Source organism: Rothia sp. HMSC062H08 (assembly GCF_001810775.1).
GTDB lineage: Bacteria > Actinomycetota > Actinomycetes > Actinomycetales > Micrococcaceae > Rothia.
Genome location: NZ_KV802656.1, coordinates 18,100 through 34,775, shown reverse-complemented (window position 1 = coordinate 34,775; position 16,676 = coordinate 18,100). Strand labels below are relative to the sequence as shown.

General features: G+C 61.2%; 13 protein-coding genes, 1 tRNA gene and 1 riboswitch. Of the genes, 9 read left to right on the top strand and 5 right to left on the bottom strand.

All coding sequences use genetic code 11. The features are described 5' to 3' along the window. The first annotated feature begins 134 nt into the window (after window positions 1-134). Window positions 135-1,547, top strand: a complete 1,413-nt coding sequence (locus HMPREF2765_RS02105; protein WP_070604167.1) for an RNase H family protein — start codon at window positions 135-137, stop codon at window positions 1,545-1,547. A gap of 232 nt (window positions 1,548-1,779) precedes the next feature. On the opposite strand, the gene HMPREF2765_RS02100 is transcribed toward HMPREF2765_RS02105, so the two are convergent. The 4 genes from HMPREF2765_RS02100 to HMPREF2765_RS02085 form a co-directional block, all read right to left on the bottom strand. Then, window positions 1,780-2,070: a WXG100 family type VII secretion target gene (locus HMPREF2765_RS02100; RefSeq protein WP_005504526.1), complete on the bottom strand. Its 291-nt coding sequence runs from the start codon at window positions 2,068-2,070 to the stop codon at window positions 1,780-1,782. A 400-nt stretch (window positions 2,071-2,470) separates the two neighbouring features. After that, on the bottom strand, window positions 2,471-3,970 hold the full coding sequence (locus tag HMPREF2765_RS02095; protein ID WP_070604166.1) for a sensor histidine kinase: 1,500 nt from the start codon (window positions 3,968-3,970) through the stop codon (window positions 2,471-2,473). 1 nt (window position 3,971) lies between these two features. Beyond that, window positions 3,972-4,676 (bottom strand): response regulator transcription factor, encoded by a 705-nt coding sequence (locus HMPREF2765_RS02090; RefSeq protein WP_005504528.1) that lies wholly within the window; start codon window positions 4,674-4,676, stop codon window positions 3,972-3,974. 74 nt (window positions 4,677-4,750) lie between these two features. Beyond that, window positions 4,751-5,023, bottom strand: coding sequence for a hypothetical protein (locus tag HMPREF2765_RS02085; RefSeq protein WP_070604165.1), 273 nt, complete (start codon window positions 5,021-5,023; stop codon window positions 4,751-4,753). A 141-nt stretch (window positions 5,024-5,164) separates the two neighbouring features. Between HMPREF2765_RS02085 and HMPREF2765_RS02080 the strand changes: the two genes are divergently transcribed. From HMPREF2765_RS02080 to HMPREF2765_RS02070, 3 genes are all read left to right on the top strand, one after another. Next, on the top strand, window positions 5,165-5,929 hold the full coding sequence (locus HMPREF2765_RS02080; protein ID WP_246824909.1) for a DUF3027 domain-containing protein: 765 nt from the start codon (window positions 5,165-5,167) through the stop codon (window positions 5,927-5,929). 209 nt (window positions 5,930-6,138) lie between these two features. Beyond that, entirely contained in the window at window positions 6,139-6,843 is a 705-nt protein-coding gene (locus HMPREF2765_RS02075; RefSeq protein ID WP_049346095.1) for an iron-dependent transcriptional repressor DtxR, read from the top strand. Between the two features lie 697 nt (window positions 6,844-7,540). Then, window positions 7,541-7,700, top strand: a riboswitch (cyclic di-AMP (ydaO/yuaA leader). Next, window positions 7,701-8,396 (top strand): C40 family peptidase, encoded by a 696-nt coding sequence (locus tag HMPREF2765_RS02070; protein WP_070604163.1) that lies wholly within the window; start codon window positions 7,701-7,703, stop codon window positions 8,394-8,396. A 180-nt stretch (window positions 8,397-8,576) separates the two neighbouring features. Here HMPREF2765_RS02070 and HMPREF2765_RS02065 read toward each other — a convergent pair whose 3' ends face one another. Beyond that, a complete protein-coding gene (locus tag HMPREF2765_RS02065; protein WP_070604162.1) occupies window positions 8,577-9,590 on the bottom strand; it encodes a DUF4031 domain-containing protein in 1,014 nt (337 codons plus the stop codon). A 144-nt stretch (window positions 9,591-9,734) separates the two neighbouring features. Here HMPREF2765_RS02065 and HMPREF2765_RS02060 point away from each other — a divergent pair. From HMPREF2765_RS02060 to HMPREF2765_RS02040, 5 genes are all read left to right on the top strand, one after another. After that, window positions 9,735-9,807 (top strand) — tRNA-Arg (locus HMPREF2765_RS02060). Between the two features lie 160 nt (window positions 9,808-9,967). Continuing rightward, the gene (locus tag HMPREF2765_RS02055; RefSeq protein WP_070604161.1) at window positions 9,968-12,934 is read left to right on the top strand and encodes a UvrD-helicase domain-containing protein; all 2,967 of its coding nucleotides are present in this window, start codon (window positions 9,968-9,970) and stop codon (window positions 12,932-12,934) included. A 457-nt stretch (window positions 12,935-13,391) separates the two neighbouring features. Next, a complete protein-coding gene (gene sucC / locus HMPREF2765_RS02050) occupies window positions 13,392-14,558 on the top strand; it encodes an ADP-forming succinate--CoA ligase subunit beta (protein ID WP_005504561.1) in 1,167 nt (388 codons plus the stop codon). A 29-nt stretch (window positions 14,559-14,587) separates the two neighbouring features. Further along, a complete protein-coding gene (gene sucD / locus HMPREF2765_RS02045; RefSeq protein WP_005504562.1) occupies window positions 14,588-15,505 on the top strand; it encodes a succinate--CoA ligase subunit alpha in 918 nt (305 codons plus the stop codon). 235 nt (window positions 15,506-15,740) lie between these two features. After that, window positions 15,741-16,667, top strand: a complete 927-nt coding sequence (locus HMPREF2765_RS02040) for a hypothetical protein (RefSeq protein WP_049363461.1) — start codon at window positions 15,741-15,743, stop codon at window positions 16,665-16,667. The last annotated feature ends 9 nt before the right edge of the window (window positions 16,668-16,676 follow it).

Genomic DNA, 16,676 nt, shown 5'->3' with positions numbered 1-16,676 from the left:
AGGCTACTTGAGGTTGTCCACAGCGGCGACCGCGCGCTACGCACCCTCGCCGCCGGTGCGGTAAAGTCATCACAGACATCATTACGGACTGCCGCCTGCACGCTAGAGGGGTGGCAGCTTAGAAAGAAGGTACCGTGAACAGCACGCAAGAAATCATTGCCGCCGCAGACGGCTCGGCGCTGGGCAACCCCGGACCGGCGGGCTGGGCATGGTATATCGACGACGACCACTGGGCGAGCGGCGGCTGGGCGCACGGCACCAACAATATGGGTGAGCTTAAGGCTGTCCTGGACCTGTTCGAAGCGACCGCATCCCGCCCGGAGGCAAAGCTGCGCGTGTACTGCGATAGCCAGTACGTCATTAACTCGCTGACCAAGTGGATGCCCGGCTGGAAGAAGAAGGGCTGGAAGAAATCCGACGGCAAGCCCGTGCTCAACCGCGACCTTCTGGAGGCGCTGGATCAGGCGCTGACCGGCCGCGACTACGAGTTTATTTGGGTGAAGGGCCACGCGGGTCACGCGCTCAATGAGAAGGCGGATTCCCTGGCGAACGGTGCCGCGCGCGCCTACCAGGAGGGCCGTGAACCCGCGCACGGCCCCGGCTTCGGTGCGGCTGCTGAACCCACTACTGCGGCTGAGCCTGTGGAGGCTCCGGCTGTTGAAGTGCCGATTGTGAACGCTCCGGTTGCAGAACCTGCCCTCTCTGACGTTGCGCTCTCTGATTCGGCGCCCTCCGAGTCTTCCGCGGACGCCCACCTGCCCATGCAGGAATTCACCGCAGCCGAGATCGAGAACGCCCAGCGCGGCGTGGAGAGCCTGCGCCTGTCCGGTCTGTTGCGCCCCGCCTCCGCGGTGAACGCCCCCGACCCGGAGGCGGTCCGCACCCGCAAGGAACAGCTGGCGCTCGCGGCAGAGCGTGCCGCCGAGCGTGACGCAAAGGCACTGGCACGCCAGCAGGAGGAGACCGCTCAGCAGGCATCGAGTGCCGCGCAGGCGGAAGAAGAGGATGACCTGACCGGTCTGGAAGAGTTCGCAGGTCTGGACCCGAACGATGTTGACCCGGCGGAACTGCTGGGCGAGACGGAAGCGCACGCAGAAGAGCAGGCGGTAGAGCCCGCCGCGGCGCCCATTCAGGATGCTCCCGCTCAGCCTGCTCCTTCCCAGCCCGCTGAGCCCGCACCGTCTGCTCCTGCGGCACCCGCTCTGAACCCCGAGGAAGCCGCCGCCGCAGAACAACTACTCGAAAGCCGCGGCTCCGTCATGGAGGCGGCGCAGCTGGATTCCATGCTGCACGAGCGTCTGGTGTGGGTGACCGCTACCGGCAAGTCGGTGTCCCGCTCCTCGGTGTTGCAGTACCGCGAACGCGCCTTCACTCAGCAGGGTGCCCCGCTCAAGCAGGGCGTGCAGGTGCTGGATTCTTCTAGCGTGCTGGTCATGGCGGCGGTTGCCACCGCGCGCGGCCGCGTGAGCCGTTCAAGTATCTGGCATTACGACGCTGAGCGCGGCCTGTGGCGTTTGCGTTTCCGCCAGGAGACCCCCGCCTCCTAAAGCTGAGCTCCTAACGCTCAGCTCCTAAGGATTGGGCTCTTGAGCCCAAAGATTTCCGTGCAATAAAACCCCGCCGCATCCTCAATTGCGAGGATGCGACGGGGTTTTCTCAATAAATGTTCGCCGCCTTCTGGCGAATCTGGCGGGCGGTGTGCCGTGCGTCCGGGACCTTTAAACCACCCGGCCTGCTGCCTGGCTGCGGGTGGGGTTTTGGGCTTGCCGCCCTGACCCCTTAGCCGACGAACATGGAGGCGTTAGCCTGCTCGGTGTCTGCGTAGTTCACGCCTGCGCGGGTGAGTGCCTCGTTGATCTGGGTGATGGATGCTTCGACCTGGCGCTGGGTTGCGTGCCACTGGTCCAGTACGCCCTGGAAGTTGGCGGATGCGGAGCCGGTCCAGGAGCTCTGCAAATCGTGCAGGGATGCGGTCATACCGTTGACGTCTGCGGTGATGGATGCGACGTAGGATCGTGCCTGTGCGCTCTTGGCTGCGATGACTTCGGAATCGACATTGAACTGTGCCATGGTTTTTCTCCTTTGAGATATGTGAGATAGGTGGGGCGGTTGCCCCGTGGTGGCGCTTGGGGTGTGGATCTCTGGAAGGGTTGAGTTCCTGACCGGAAGCTTGTTATCACTATATCTTTCAAAATGCATCAAATGAGCTGAAAAGTGATTATTAAATAAATCTGTGGATAAACCCGCCAGATTCACTCCGCATCTCGAAAAAATCGAAAGCCCTCCCGAAAATGACGTCGCCATGACGCGCGCTAGGTTGCTCCCGCTGTTCTTTAGCCGCGAAGCTTCTTCTCACTCGTGCTCTCGTTACTCGCGCCGCCGCGAGTTATCATCCCGCCTCCATGACACAGCAAAACCCCCGAACCGTAGAACGCTCAAGTTCTACAATCCGGGGGTTTATGCGTCAGTGCTACTTCATCAGCTGATCGTCCGAGACGGGCGGCGGATAGAACGGCAAAGAAATCACGAAGGTAGCGCCGCCACCATCGGTCTCTTCAATGTGAATCTTGCCCTCATGCTGCTCGATAATCGCAGCCACAATGGACAGTCCCAGACCCGTACCGCCGGTCTCACGCGAACGTGAAGCATCGGTGCGGTAGAAACGCTCGAAGACGCGCTCTCGGTCCTCGCCGTGAATACCGGGGCCGTGGTCGCGCACCTCCAGTACGGACAGCGGGAAGCCGGGAACCTCTTCGCGCACGCCCACCGCAATCTCCAGGGGAGAGCCGTCGGGGGTGTAGCGCATGGCGTTGGTCAGCAGGTTCGCTACGACCTGACGCAGGCGCGATTCGTCGCCGAGCACGGTTGCGGAGGTCGGTGCCACCTCTTCGTTCAGACCCACCAGGGACACCGCACGATCGGGTGCCGTAGCGTAGGCGTCGTTACTAGCGTCCACCGCGAGGTTGAACAGGTCGAAGGGCGCCAGCTTGGACTCGCGGCGCTCATCAATACGCGCCAGGGTCAGCAGGTCTTCCACGAGCTGACCCATACGCTTGGACTCCGACTCGATGCGGCTCATCGCGGTAGCGACCGCCTCATCGGTCGGTAACGCGCCCTGACGGTACAGCTCCGAGTAGCCTCGAATACTGACCAGCGGGGTACGCAGCTCATGCGAAGCGTCACCCACGAAGCGGCGCATTTTCGCCTCGCTCTTCTCGCGAGCTTTGAAGAGCACCTCAATCTGGGCGAGCATCGTGTTCAGCGAGACCGCAAGGTTACCAATCTCGTTGCTGGGGTTGTAGTCCTCAATACGCTGCGAGAGGTCGCCGGCAGCAATCTTAGCGGCGGTCTGCTCCACGCGAGCCAGCGGCTCGAAGGGGCGGGTCACAATCACCCAGGTCATCGCGATGGCGGAGGCAAGAGTCGCCAAACCAAACGCGAAGGTCAGCACGCCCACGAGGGCGACCACCTGGTTGGTCTGCTTCAGCGGCATGGCAATAATCAGGGATGCCGCCTCCGTCAGCCCGGAGGAATCATTCGACTCGATGGGCACGGCGAGCACGCGCCAATCGGAGGAACTACCCACCGAATTGACGGTGACCGCCTCCTCGTTTTGCTTGCGAACCTTCTCTTCGGTCCAGCCCTGCAGCGCCGGCTCGCTGAACTGTTCGCTGTCCTCGGACTTGAGCGAGTACAGTACGTTGCCGTCCTTATCGAGCAGGTACAGGCGGTAGGTGCTCAGGGATTGTTCCTGATTGCCGGAGGGGCGCACGGTCGCCAGCTGCACGAGCGAGGGGGCGCTGCTCTTCATCTCTTCGTCCAGCTGGTGCACCATCTGGGCACGCAGAGCGGAAATCGCCACCAGGCTCGTCACCGCAATGGAGAGGGCGATGAGCATGGAGGTAATGAGTACCAGCTGGGTGCGAAGGGAAAGAGACTGGGGGATCCGGTCGAGGGGTTTGAGCGCCACGTTAGCCTCGAGAACCGCGAATCATGTAGCCCACACCGCGCTTGGTGTGGATGAGCGGCTCGTGGTTTTCACGGTTGTTGTCAATCTTGCGGCGCAGGTACGAAATATAGGACTCAACGATGGAGGAGTCGCCGTTGAAATCGTACTCCCACACGTGGTCGAGAATCTGCGCCTTGGACAGTACGCGGTTGGCGTTGAGCATCAGGTAGTGCAGCAGGTTGAACTCGGTGGGGGAGAGGTCAATCTCTTCGTCACCGAGGAACACTTCGTGGGTGTCCACGTTCAGGGTGAGGGCGTCAACGCGCAGTACGGCGTCGTCCTCTTCCTGGACGCTGCGGCTACGGCGCAGAATGGCGCGGATGCGGGCGATCACCTCGTCGAGGGAGAAGGGCTTGGTGACGTAGTCGTCACCACCGGCACCCAGACCGGTCACCTTGTCCTCGGTGGCGTCCTTTGCGGTCAGGAAGAGTACGGGGGTGGTGGTGCCGTTTTCGCGCAGGCGGCGGGTCACCTCGAAGCCGTCCATGCCGGGCATCATGACGTCCAGGACAATGAGGTCGGGGTTTTCGGCGTGCGCCTTTTCGAGGGCTTCGCGGCCGTTGCCGGCGGTAACTACTTCAAAACCGGCGAAACGCAGGGAGGTGGCGAGCAATTCAAGAATGTTGAACTCGTCATCGACGACTAGGAGTTTTGCTTCAGCAGACATACTCTATCTTTCTCTCTGAATGGCAGGCTGTACTTGATAAGTGAATGATGTGTGTGAGCTTGCGGCTCAAATCTTTATGCCTTGTTGCGGCGCATGACCGACAGGATGAGTGCGGCCATGAGTGCAATAAAGGCGACGGGTAGGAGGACCAGCGGAATCTGGCTCATGAGGGCGGGCGGCGTTGCCCCAACCCACTTCATCACGAGCATGGCAACTCCGGTGAGCAGACAGAGCAGGGCGAGAAGCGCACCTGCCGCGCCGAGCCAACGGATAGCTCCGGCGTAGGGAAGGGGAGCGGGCGCCTGGTCTGCGGTACTGCGCGTGTCCTGTACGGGTTCATTACTCATAAATTTAACCGTATCAGCTCACACACAGCTGTTAATGGGCGAAGCCCCAGATTTAGCGGTTTGAGACTCAAATTCACAGCGTATGCGAAGCTTGGGGCGGGCGCCGCAATGTTTGCGCACGCGAGATGCTTTAATAGGGGTATGTCTGAACAGGTTATTGAACTGCTCCCCGAAACTACGCCCGCTACTGACGCGCCTGCAGAGTCCGTTGCGCCTTCTGCCGCGCCTGAGAGCACCGACGAGGGTAGCGCTGTACCTGCTGAGACTCAGCCCTCCGTGAACGCTGAGGAGACTGAGGCGGCTGATACGCCCGCTGAGGAATCTGCATCCGAGGAATATACCTCTGAGGAATCTGCTGCCGAAGAAACCGCACAGAACGAAGACTCCACCCCCGACCCCTTCACCCCGCTGGATGAAGAGGTGGGCGCCCCCTCCCTGGGCGTTCCGCACAAGTTGCGCCGCACCTCCAAGGTGGATGAGATTCTTGCCGCCGCCAAGGATGTGGCTTTGCAGGGCGTTCAGGAAATCGCCCCGGCACACGCTATCGGCCTGGTGCACCACGTGCGCGCCGAGGAAGAGCGTCTGAGCACTCACCTTTTCGAGTGCACCCTGCCCGGTTACCGCGGCTGGTTCTGGTTCGCGACCCTCTCGCGTGCGCCTCGTTCCCGCGTGGCAACGATCTGCGAGGTGGGCCTGCTGCCCGGCGACGACGCGCTCATTGCGCCGGATTGGGTGCCGTGGGCTGACCGCGTTCGCCCGGAAGACCTGGAGGAGAACGCCGAGCAGGAGAACGCAGAGTCTGCCGAAACCGCTGAGGCAGAGGAATCTGCTGAGCCCGCAGAGAACAAAGCGGAAGAGAACGAATCTGCCGTGGAAGAAACCGCTGAGGCTGAGTCCGCAGAGTAAGCCTACCGTCTACTCCTCTTAATAAGGGGTGGGTTAGCAAAAGCGTATATATAAGGTGTCTTGAGTCGTCCAATGAGTTTTCATTGGGCGACTCAATGACTTAAGCCGTGGCAAAAGCCGCTGAAAAAGTACATAATAGATTATTGAATTAAGTAACGACTTAGGCAGTGCTATCTAAGTACTGTTGCGGTGATAGCTGGGAGAGATATATGACAGACCTCATCGATACCACAGAGATGTATTTGCGCACCATCCTCGAACTGGAGGAAGAGGGCATCGTCCCCATGCGTGCGCGCATCGCTGAACGACTCGAGCACTCCGGCCCGACCGTTTCCCAAACTGTGGCACGCATGGAGAAGCACGGCCTGCTCACCGTTGAGCCGGACCGCCACCTCGAACTGACCGAGGAAGGCCGCCACAAGGCGGTCGAGGTGATGCGTAAGCACCGCCTGGCTGAGCGGCTACTCTCCGACATTATTGGTCTGGAACTTGAGTACGTGCACGAAGAGGCATGCCGCTGGGAGCACGTCATGAGTGACAAGGTGGAGAAGCGCATCCTGGAGATGCTCAAGGACCCCAAGTTCTCCCCGTACGGTAACGCTATTCCCGGCCTGGAGGACCTGGGCCACGCTAGCGAGAAGAACGACGAGCGCACCGTGCCCATGTCCCTGGCGGCACGCGACTCCGGTCCCGAGGACCGTTTCACTATTTCTCGCTTCCCCGAGTCCATTCAGACTGACGTTGAGTTGCTGAAGCTGCTGGCTGACGCAGGTATTGTTTACGGCGCTTCGGTGTCCGTGGTCGCCGGTCAGGACGATGACGTGATTGTTCACGCCGACGGTGAAGAGGACACCCTCTCCCTGGATATGGACGTGGCAAACGCAATTGTGGTCAAGCGCGGCGGCAACCTCTAAGCTCTAATTCTGAGAGTCCGCTAACCCAGTTCACGCTAAACGGTGGTATCGCCTCCTCACTTGAGGAGGCGGTACCACCGTTTTTTGTGCCGTTAGCTCCCTGAGAACCGGCTTTGTCTTAGATAATGGACGATTTAGCTCAATAATCGGAGTAAAACGCCGCATATAAGGGAAGAATCGGGGAAAGCGGAGGAACGAGGCGTATTCGGGCTGCAAAAGGTGGACTAAGTGGCGTAGATCAGTGGCCCAGGCTACCCTCACGTGAGCGAGCATATACTCCTCTCTTAACTTTTTGGCAACTGCGCTTGAGTGCATTTTTCGCGTTTTTCGCTTAAATCTGAGGTTGAAGCTAAGAGACACGCCGGTTTCTGAGTGAGTATATGGGAGCAAAAGCTTAAGAGACGAGGGTCATTTTTAAGAGTTTTGAACCATGCCCTTAAGGGGTGGTAGTGCATTAAAAGCGAATGTGCATCCTTGTGAAATGCCTAGTCAAACGCCTTAATCTGCTTAAGCTCCCATAAATAAACGGGGTTCTAGTTGCCCAAACCCGCTCCGTTCCGCCGGGGGTGAAAGCTCAAAATTTAAGTCCGAATGAAGTGACAACTGGGAGTTTTCTGTGTATTCTCGTTTCTGTGCTCAAATCCTCATCGTAAGAGGGCACCGTCGAAGCGGTTCCGCTGAGTTCTGCCAACGCTTCGATGAACGTCTACCCAATATGGCAGAAGCGGGGGACCCAATCCCCAAGCTGGGATACGGCATCTCAATCGAGAGGCCTCGGGGCTAAGTCACTTCGGTGGCCGAGCGAATCCATGCTCGAGTCCGACAGCTCACCTCGTCAGGCAATGGAGGAATTATCAATGGTTAAGAAGATCGTACGTACTGCAGGTGCAACCCTCGCAGCAGGCGCAGTTCTGCTCGGTTCGACCGTTCCCGCGAACGCATTTGCACAGATCCCCGCTGCTGCTGATCTGTCCTACGACTACACCAACTACGAGTTCGACTACACCAGCTACACCACCCCCGCAACCACCTACGTTGCACCCCAGGCTCAGGCACAGCAGACCTACGTTGCTCCCGCAGCAACCGAGGCACCCGCTGCTCCCGCCGTTGAGACCACCTACGTAGCACCCCAGGCTGAGACCCAGCAGGCTTACGTTGCTCCCGTAGCAACCCAGGAGCAGGCTGCTCCCGCCGCTTCCTCCAACACCGGTAATGCTTCCCGTGACGCAATCGTCGCAACCGCAATGAGCGGTCTGGGCGGCTCCTACGTTTGGGGCGGCAAGACCTTCGGTGCATGGGACTGCTCCGGCTTCACCTCTTGGGTTTTCGCTCAGCACGGCATCAAGCTGACCGCTTTCACCTACGCAATGAAGAACGAGCTGCGCCCCACCTCTAACCCCCAGCCCGGCGACATCGTCTTCCAGAACGGCTACAGCCACGTTGGTATCTACCTGGGCGATGGCAAGATGATCTCCGCTCTGAACCCCACCAACGGTACCCTGGTGCACCCCACCTCCTGGATGTCCGTTGATGGCTACTACACCGCTCTCTAAGCCTTAGTGCATAAGAGCTGGGTCTAGCCCAACATACTTCGAAAAGGCGCCTACCCCGCACGGGGTGGGCGCCTTTTGTGTACCTGAGATTTGCGTACCCGAGAGATTCCATGAAAATACCGCCGAGAGGGCACCTTAGTATGGGTGCATTCTCGGCGGTATGTGTTGAGGTGTGTGCGGCTAGGGCGCGAGAACCTGCAGAAGCCCCTGCGGGTCCTGCGCCCACTCGCTGAGCTCTGCCTGCAGATTAGTCTGCGCGGGCTCCTCCCAGAGCTGTAGACCCTCCTCGGAGAGGAAGACGCATTTACGCCCCAGGATCGAACGCAGGAAGGTCGTACGACCGGCACGGAACGCCTCATCGTCAAAATGGGAGTACTCGCTACGCACCCCGCGCAGGTAGCGGCGATAGCGTGCCGAATCAGCCGCCAGGATAGCCATATCGGCATCGAGGAAAAACTGAATATCCGCCGGCTCATAGCCCGCCGGTAGGTCGACAGACTTGGGCAACTCGTGGGTTGCCGTGGCACGCACCAGAAGGCTCACCATCTGTAGCTCGTGCCCGGTGAGCAGACCCGCGGTAACCAGCGGCTCCAGGGAGGTGCTCGCCAGCTGCTCGCTACGGCGCTCATCCTCACCCGGCGCGCCCTCGTACACGGCATCGTGGAACCACGCCGCCAGAACCAGTGGCAGGGGAGTAGAACCCTGCGTGCGGTGTGCGTAGAGACGGTCCAGATCGGTGAGCATCTGCGAAAGGTGCCCGCTGTGGTGGTAGGCGCGGTGCGGCTGCTCCCACGCCTGCAGCAGGCGCTCGCCCAGCTCCGCCACCTGTGCCGCAAGTCGGGCCCGCGACTCGGCGGACGCATCCGCACGCTCGAGGCGGGGCGCAAACGCCGCCTCCCAGGTGCGAAGCAGGCGCGGGCGGATCTTCTCGGGGCGTTCCTTTAGGGGAATCCGTAGACCGCTGGCAATGAGCGTGCGAGTCAGTTCTGCACCGCTGAGTTCCTTCGCACCCGCCTGCACCAGCTCGTCGTAGCGGTGCGCCGGTACATCGTAGTGGTCGCGGTCGAAGGCACGCTCGCTAATGCCCGCCGCCGCGGCGAACTCGTGCAGTTCCGCCAGGGATGCATCGGAGATGAGGTGCGAGAAGACGGTGCCGTGCGCGGGCCAGACGGGTGGGTCAATGTAGATGCTCATTCGTACATTGTAGGAGTGGTTCTGCCGCCGGGCGCGGGTGTCTTCGGGCGGTGAACGCAGAGTGGAGGCGAATCGCGCAGGCCGCAGAGGTTTCTGAACACCGTGCCGACCCGCGACGCGCGGTGCTTTATACTGGATAGGTACGCCCTCGTAGCTCAGGGGATAGAGCACTTCTCTCCTAAAGAAGGTGTCGGACGTTCGAATCGTCTCGGGGGCACACATATGACAGAACCGCCCGTCGCTTGCACTAGCAGGCGCGGGCGGTTTCTCGTCTCCGAGTGAACGAGGGGCGGCCGGGTGACCAAGCGGGTGGGAGCGGGGGAGTAAATGCGGTAGCATGGAATATCGAACGTGTATTCTAGGTAGCGAGGTAGACGATGAGCGATAAGCCCGAACAGCAGAAGCAGTCCTTCACCGAACAGGACGGCCTCTTCGCCGCCGAACTCATCGCCCCCGCAGCACCGGCGGACCCCGCTCCAATTGACCCTGCACCGGCGGACGAGCCGCCCTTCGACCCGTACTACGACGTACCCCCTGCCGAAGACGACTACTACGCGCCTCCCATGGACGCCGCAGTGATGGACGCCCCGATGATGGAGGCGTCCGCTCAGGATGTACCCGGCGCCCTGCCTACCGGCATGCCCGCCTACAGCGCTCCCGTTACCAGCGCCCCCGAACCCGGCGCGCCCGCAGCCTTCGCCGCCGACCCGCTCGGCGACTTTATGCCGCCCGCCTACCGCGTCGGCGGTTACGGCGAGGACTTCGACCCCGCCGATCCCTACGGCGAACGCACCTACAGCCTGAGCACCGTAGACCCCGCCTCCCTCACCGCCGGGCTCAACGAACGCCAGGAGGAGGCCGTACTGCACTCCGGCTCGCCCCTGCTCATCGTCGCGGGCGCCGGCTCCGGCAAGACGCGCGTGCTCACCCACCGCATCGCCTACCTGCTCGCAACCCACCGCGCGACCCCCGGCCAGATTCTCGCCATCACCTTCACCAACAAGGCCGCAGCCGAGATGCGTGAACGTATCGAGGCGCTGGTTGGCCCGCGCGCTAAGCACATGTGGATCTCGACCTTTCACAGCTTCTGCGTGCGCGTGCTGCGCCGTGAGGCCGCCGCCCTGGGTTTGAAGTCCACCTTCACCATCTACGATTCGACCGACTCGCAGCGCCTGCTGAGCCTCATCATTAAAGAGCTCAACCTGGACACCAAGAAGTTCACCGCCAAGGCTGTGGGCAACCGCATTTCAGCGCTGAAGAACGAGCTGGTCAGCGCCGAGGCGTTCGCCTCCCGCGTGGCCTCCGATAACCCCTACGAGAAAACCATCGCGCAGATTTACACCGTCTACACGCAGCGTCTGCGCGCCGCCAACTCCCTCGACTTTGACGACCTGATTGGCCGCACCGTCTTCCTGCTGAAGAAGTTCCCCGAAATCGCGAACTACTACCGCCGCAAGTTCCGCCACATCCTCGTGGACGAGTACCAGGACACCAACCACGCCCAGTACCAGCTGGTGCGCGAGTTGGTCGGCGCCCACACGAAGGTACCGGCTGACCGCGGCCCCTACCCGGACGCCGTGCCCCCTGCCGAGCTGACCGTCGTGGGTGACTCCGACCAGTCCATCTACGCCTTCCGCGGCGCGGATATCCGCAATATTACGGACTTCGAGAAGGACTACCCGAACGCCCACACGATCCTGCTGGAACAGAACTACCGTTCCACGCAGAACATCCTCTCCGCAGCGAATGCGGTCATCGAACGCAACCCCGATCGTCGCCCCAAGAAGCTGTGGACCGCCTCCGGTGCGGGCGCCAAAATCATCGGTTACGTCGCCGAATCTGAGCACGCCGAGGCACGCTACATCACCCGCGAAATTGACCGCCTTGCCGACGAGCACGGCGTGCAGCCCGGTGACGTCGCAATCTTCTACCGCACCAACGCGCAGTCCCGAACCCTCGAGGACATGCTCATGCGTGCCGGCCTGCCCTACCGCGTGGTCGGTGGCACCCGCTTCTACGAGCGTAAGGAAATCAAGGACGCCCTGGCGTACCTGCGCGCCCTGAGCAACCCCGATGACGACGTGAACGTGCGCCGAATCCTGAATGAGCCCAAGCGCGGTATCGGTGCCAAGTCCGAGTCCGTGGTGGCGGAGTACGCGAGTGCGAACCGCATCTCCTTCTTTGCTGCCGCCCGCCAGGCCGCCGATGTTCCCGGCCTGGGCGCCGCCGCCGTGAAGAAGTACGCCGAGTTCGTGCGCCTCATGGACGACCTGGCGCAGATTGCCCGCACCGAACCGGCCGCAACCTGCCTGGAAGCGGTCCTGGAGCAGACCGGGTACCTGGCGGCTCTGCGCGCCTCCAAGGACATTCAGGACGAGTCTCGCGTGGAGAACCTCTCCGAGCTGCTTGACGCCATGGTCGAGTTCGAGACCGAGAACCCCGGCGCCGACCTGGAGCAGTTCCTGGAGCACGTGGCCTTGGTCGCCGACGCCGACTCGATCCCGAACCGCCCCGCCAGCGCGGAGGGTGAGAGCGCCTCCGCCGCACAGATTGCCGCCGAGGCGGCCGAGGCGAAGGCCCAGGGTATGGTCACCCTCATGACCCTGCACACCGCCAAGGGCCTGGAGTTCCCCGTGGTGTTCCTGACCGGCATGGAGCACGGCCTGTTCCCACACCAGCGCGCCCTGACCGACGAGAAGGAGATGAGCGAGGAGCGCCGCCTGGCGTACGTGGGTCTGACCCGCGCCATGGAGCGCCTGTACCTGACCCGCTCGGAGACCCGCACCATGTGGGGTAAGAGCCAGTTCAACCCGCCCTCGCCCTTCCTGGAGGAGATCCCGGAGGAGCTCATCGAGTGGAAGCGCACCGCAGGCTTCTCTGGCTTCGGCGCCTCCGGTATGGGTGCGTATGGCACTCGCGGCAGCTCCTACGGTAACTCGTACGGTGGCGGCTATTCGGGTGGTTCCCGTTCCGGCTATGGTTCCGGCGGCTACTCGGGTGGTTACAGCTCGGGCGGGTACAGTTCCGGTGGCTCGCGCGGCTCATACGACCCCTACGAGTCTCGCCCCGCACGCCGCTCCGAGCCGTCCACCGCGGATATTAACGGCTCGGCAAGCTACGGGCTGGCGGCGGCCACCTCGAAGGTGACGAACCGTTCCCGCGTGCACCAGAGCAAGGAAATCCCGACTCTGGCGGTCGGCGATACCGTGCGCCACACCAAGTTCGGTGAGGGCCGCGTGCTCGCCGTTGAGGGTAGCGGCGATAAGACCGTGGCAAAGGTCCGTTTCGGTTCGGAAGAGAAGCGCCTGCTGCTGCGTTACGCGCCGCTGGAGAAGGTGAGCTAACGCGTCAGGCGTGCGAACCTGACAACGCCGATGGAGGGGCGGGTACCTGAGGTTCCCGCCCCTCTTTTGTGCGCCGTACCGGGCGTGTTGTCCGCCTGCTGAGAAGGGGACTGGGGCTTTGCAGAGCACGGCGGTAAACGCCGCATTTTCGCCGGTATTTCGCGGCGGATGGGGGAGCGCGAGTTTGGGTTAGTTACCCGGTGCACAGCCTTTGGGTAGAATGTACCCAAAATATTTGTGAGCTGAGTCGCTAAAATCTCAGATTTAGGGTTCCGTGAGTGCGAGCTCACGCCGAATCCGATAGAGTAGAGACGAGAGAAATTCCCCGCGTCAATGATGCGTGTGCGCCGGGTGCGAGAGACACCTATCGCACGTACCGGACACACAGGGGAACCTCCTCTAATGACCAAGCCGAGTGCACCAGTACTCGGCACCACTTCGAAGAAGAAGGACACCTGTGGACCTTTTCGAATACCAGGCGCGCGAGCTCTTCGCAAAGCACGGTGTACCCGTGCTCAAGGGCATTGTTGCGACCACCCCTGAAGAAGCAAAGGCAGCAGCTGAGGAAATTGGCGGCCTGACCGTCATTAAGGCTCAGGTTAAGACCGGCGGCCGCGGTAAGGCTGGCGGCGTTAAGCTCGCAAAGTCCCCCGAAGAAGCTTACGAGCACGCTAAGGCAATTCTCGGCATGGACATCAAGGGCCACACCGTTCACCGCGTGCTGGTCGCTGACGGCGCAGACATCGCCGAAGAATACTACTTCTCCCTCCTGCTGGACCGCGCAAACCGCTCCTACCTGGCAATGTGCTCGGTAGAAGGCGGTATGGAAATTGAGCAGCTCGCTGCTGAGCGCCCCGAGGCACTGGCAAAGATCGAGGTTGACCCGCTGGTTGGCCTGGACCAGGCTAAGGCTGAGGAAATTGCTAAGGCAGCAGGTTTCTCCGCAGAACTGCAGGAGAAGGTTGTTCCCGTTCTCGTCAAGCTGGGCGAAGTCTACACCAAGGAAGACGCAACCCTGGTTGAGGTTAACCCCCTCGTTCTGACCCCCGAGGGCACCATCCTCGCCCTGGACGGCAAGGTCTCCCTGGACGACAACGCAGAATTCCGCCAGCCCGAGCACGAGGCTCTCGTGGACAAGTCCGCTGAGAACCCGCTGGAAGCTAAGGCAAAGCAGTTCGACCTGAACTACGTGAAGCTGGACGGCGAGGTCGGCATCGTTGGTAACGGTGCAGGTCTGGTTATGTCCACCCTGGACGTCGTTGCATACGCTGGTGAGAACCACGGCAACGTCAAGCCCGCAAACTTCCTTGATATTGGTGGCGGCGCGTCCGCTGAGGTTATGGCTGCTGGTCTGGAAATCATTCTGGGCGACGAGCAGGTCAAGAGCGTTTTCGTGAACGTCTTCGGCGGCATCACCGCATGTGACGCAGTGGCAGACGGCATTGTGAAGGCTCTGGAGATTCTGGGCGACGCAGCAACCAAGCCCCTGGTTGTGCGCCTGGACGGCAACAACGTTGCTGAGGGTCGCCGTATCCTCTCCGAGGCGAACCACCCGCTGGTTGTTCTGGCTGAGACCATGGACTCCGGCGCTGACAAGGCAGCAGAGCTCGCTCACAAGGCGTAATCGCCAGCAAAGGATTTCAAGGAAGTAATATGTCTATCTTTGTGAACAAGGACTCCAAGGTCATCGTTCAGGGCATCACCGGTGGTGAGGGTACCAAGCACACCGCACGCATGCTCGCAGCAGGCACCAACATTGTGGGCGGCGTGAACGCTCGCAAGGCTGGCACCACCGTCACCCACAAGGCGAAGGACGGCTCCGACATCGAGCTGAACGTGTTCGGTTCCGTAGCTGAGGCTATGGAGAAGACCGGCGCGAACGTCTCCATCGTCTTCGTTCCCCCGGCCTTCACCAAGGCAGCAGTTCTCGAGGCTATCGAGGCTAAGATTGGCCTCGTCGTCGTCATCACCGAGGGCGTTCCGGTTCAGGACTCCGCAGAGTTCTGGGCAGCTGCTAAGGCATCCGTGGACGAGAACGGCAAGCAGATCACCCGCATCATTGGCCCCAACTGCCCCGGCATCATCTCCCCCGAGGAGTGCCTGGTCGGCATTATCCCGGCGAACATCACCGGCAAAGGCAAGATCGGTCTGGTCTCCAAGTCCGGTACCCTGACCTACCAGCTGATGTACGAACTGTCTGACATTGGTTTCACCACCGCTATTGGTATTGGTGGCGACCCCATCATCGGCACCACCCACATCGACGCTCTGGAAGCTTTCGAAGCTGACCCCGAGACCGAAGCAATCGTCATGATTGGTGAGATCGGTGGTGACGCTGAGGAGCGTGCTGCAGAGTACATCAAGGCAAACGTGACCAAGCCCGTCGTTGGTTACATTGCAGGCTTCACCGCTCCTGAGGGTAAGACCATGGGCCACGCAGGCGCTATTGTCTCCGGTTCCTCCGGTACCGCTCAGGCGAAGAAGGAAGCTCTGGAAGCAGCAGGCGTGAAGGTCGGTAAGACCCCCTCCGAGGCTGCAAACCTGATGCGCGAAATCTTCGCAGCGAAGTAAACAGCATAAAATTGCGGCAGATGCCGGTAGTCCATGAGGCTACCGGCATCTGCGCTTTTAACGCCCCTCTAGCGCTAGCAAATATTGCACTAGAAAGTAAGATTGTGCACATGGTGCCGCAAAAAGATGTAAGTATGACCAGAACCTTTGTATACTGGAGGGCGTTGAGCCTAGTCAGAATCATTTTCTGGGCGGCTCCAAGAAACACCACCACTCACAGGAGATCACCACACTCATGACCCAGCCCATCTCTCGCCGCACCATCGCCAAGGCAGGCGTCTGGTCTGCACCCGTCGTCGCAGCCTCCGCAGCAGTGCCCGCCTACGCAGCATCCAAGGAAACCCCCGGCGTACAGTACGGCGTGTACGTCAGCGTGCAGAACAACGGCGGCTACGTCGGCTACGCATCCTCCAACAACACCGGCACCATCAACCCGGCAACCCCCGAGGCACACTTCACCGCCTCCGGCACCCCCGACTCCGACATCAACTGGGACGACGCAACCTCCAAGCCCAAGAGCGCAACCTACGTCAACGGTGAAGGTAAGTTCACCCCCGTCACCAACTCCCAGACCGGCGCAAACGGCGCGTACATGTCCTCCAGCGGCTTCTGGTGGTCCGTACCGACCAAGGACACCGCAACCGGCACCGGCTACATCCCCGGCAGCAGCGTCACCCTCGCAGCTGGCGCAACCTTCGTGACCGAGGTTGAGTACACCGTCGCCGCCAGCGCACAGTCGCTCCTTAAGTTCGGTAAGATCAACGGCCAGGCATGGGCCCCCTCCGGTCGCAAGCTGACCGGTAAGACCACCGAACTGGTAGCCTCCGCAGGCCAGGCAAAGTACCTGTCCGTCGCACAGACCGCTGGCACCTGGACCGCAGAAGTACCGACCATCACCCAGAACTCCGACGGCACCTACACCTTCAAGGGTCGTATCGTCTACACCACCAGCAAGGCGTACACCATGAAGCAGTCCGGCACCAAGTACTACAGCCAGACTAACTTCATGCCGGCGCAGCTGCGCTTCCCGGCAAACGACGGCTGGGTTTCGTACAAGCAGACGTCCAGCGTGCAGGTCGCTAACCTGACCTACTCCGGCAACGGCGCGACCGGTTCTGAGAGCGTTTCCGGTCAGGCCACCACCGCGGAGATTCACCCGTAATAGGGCTCA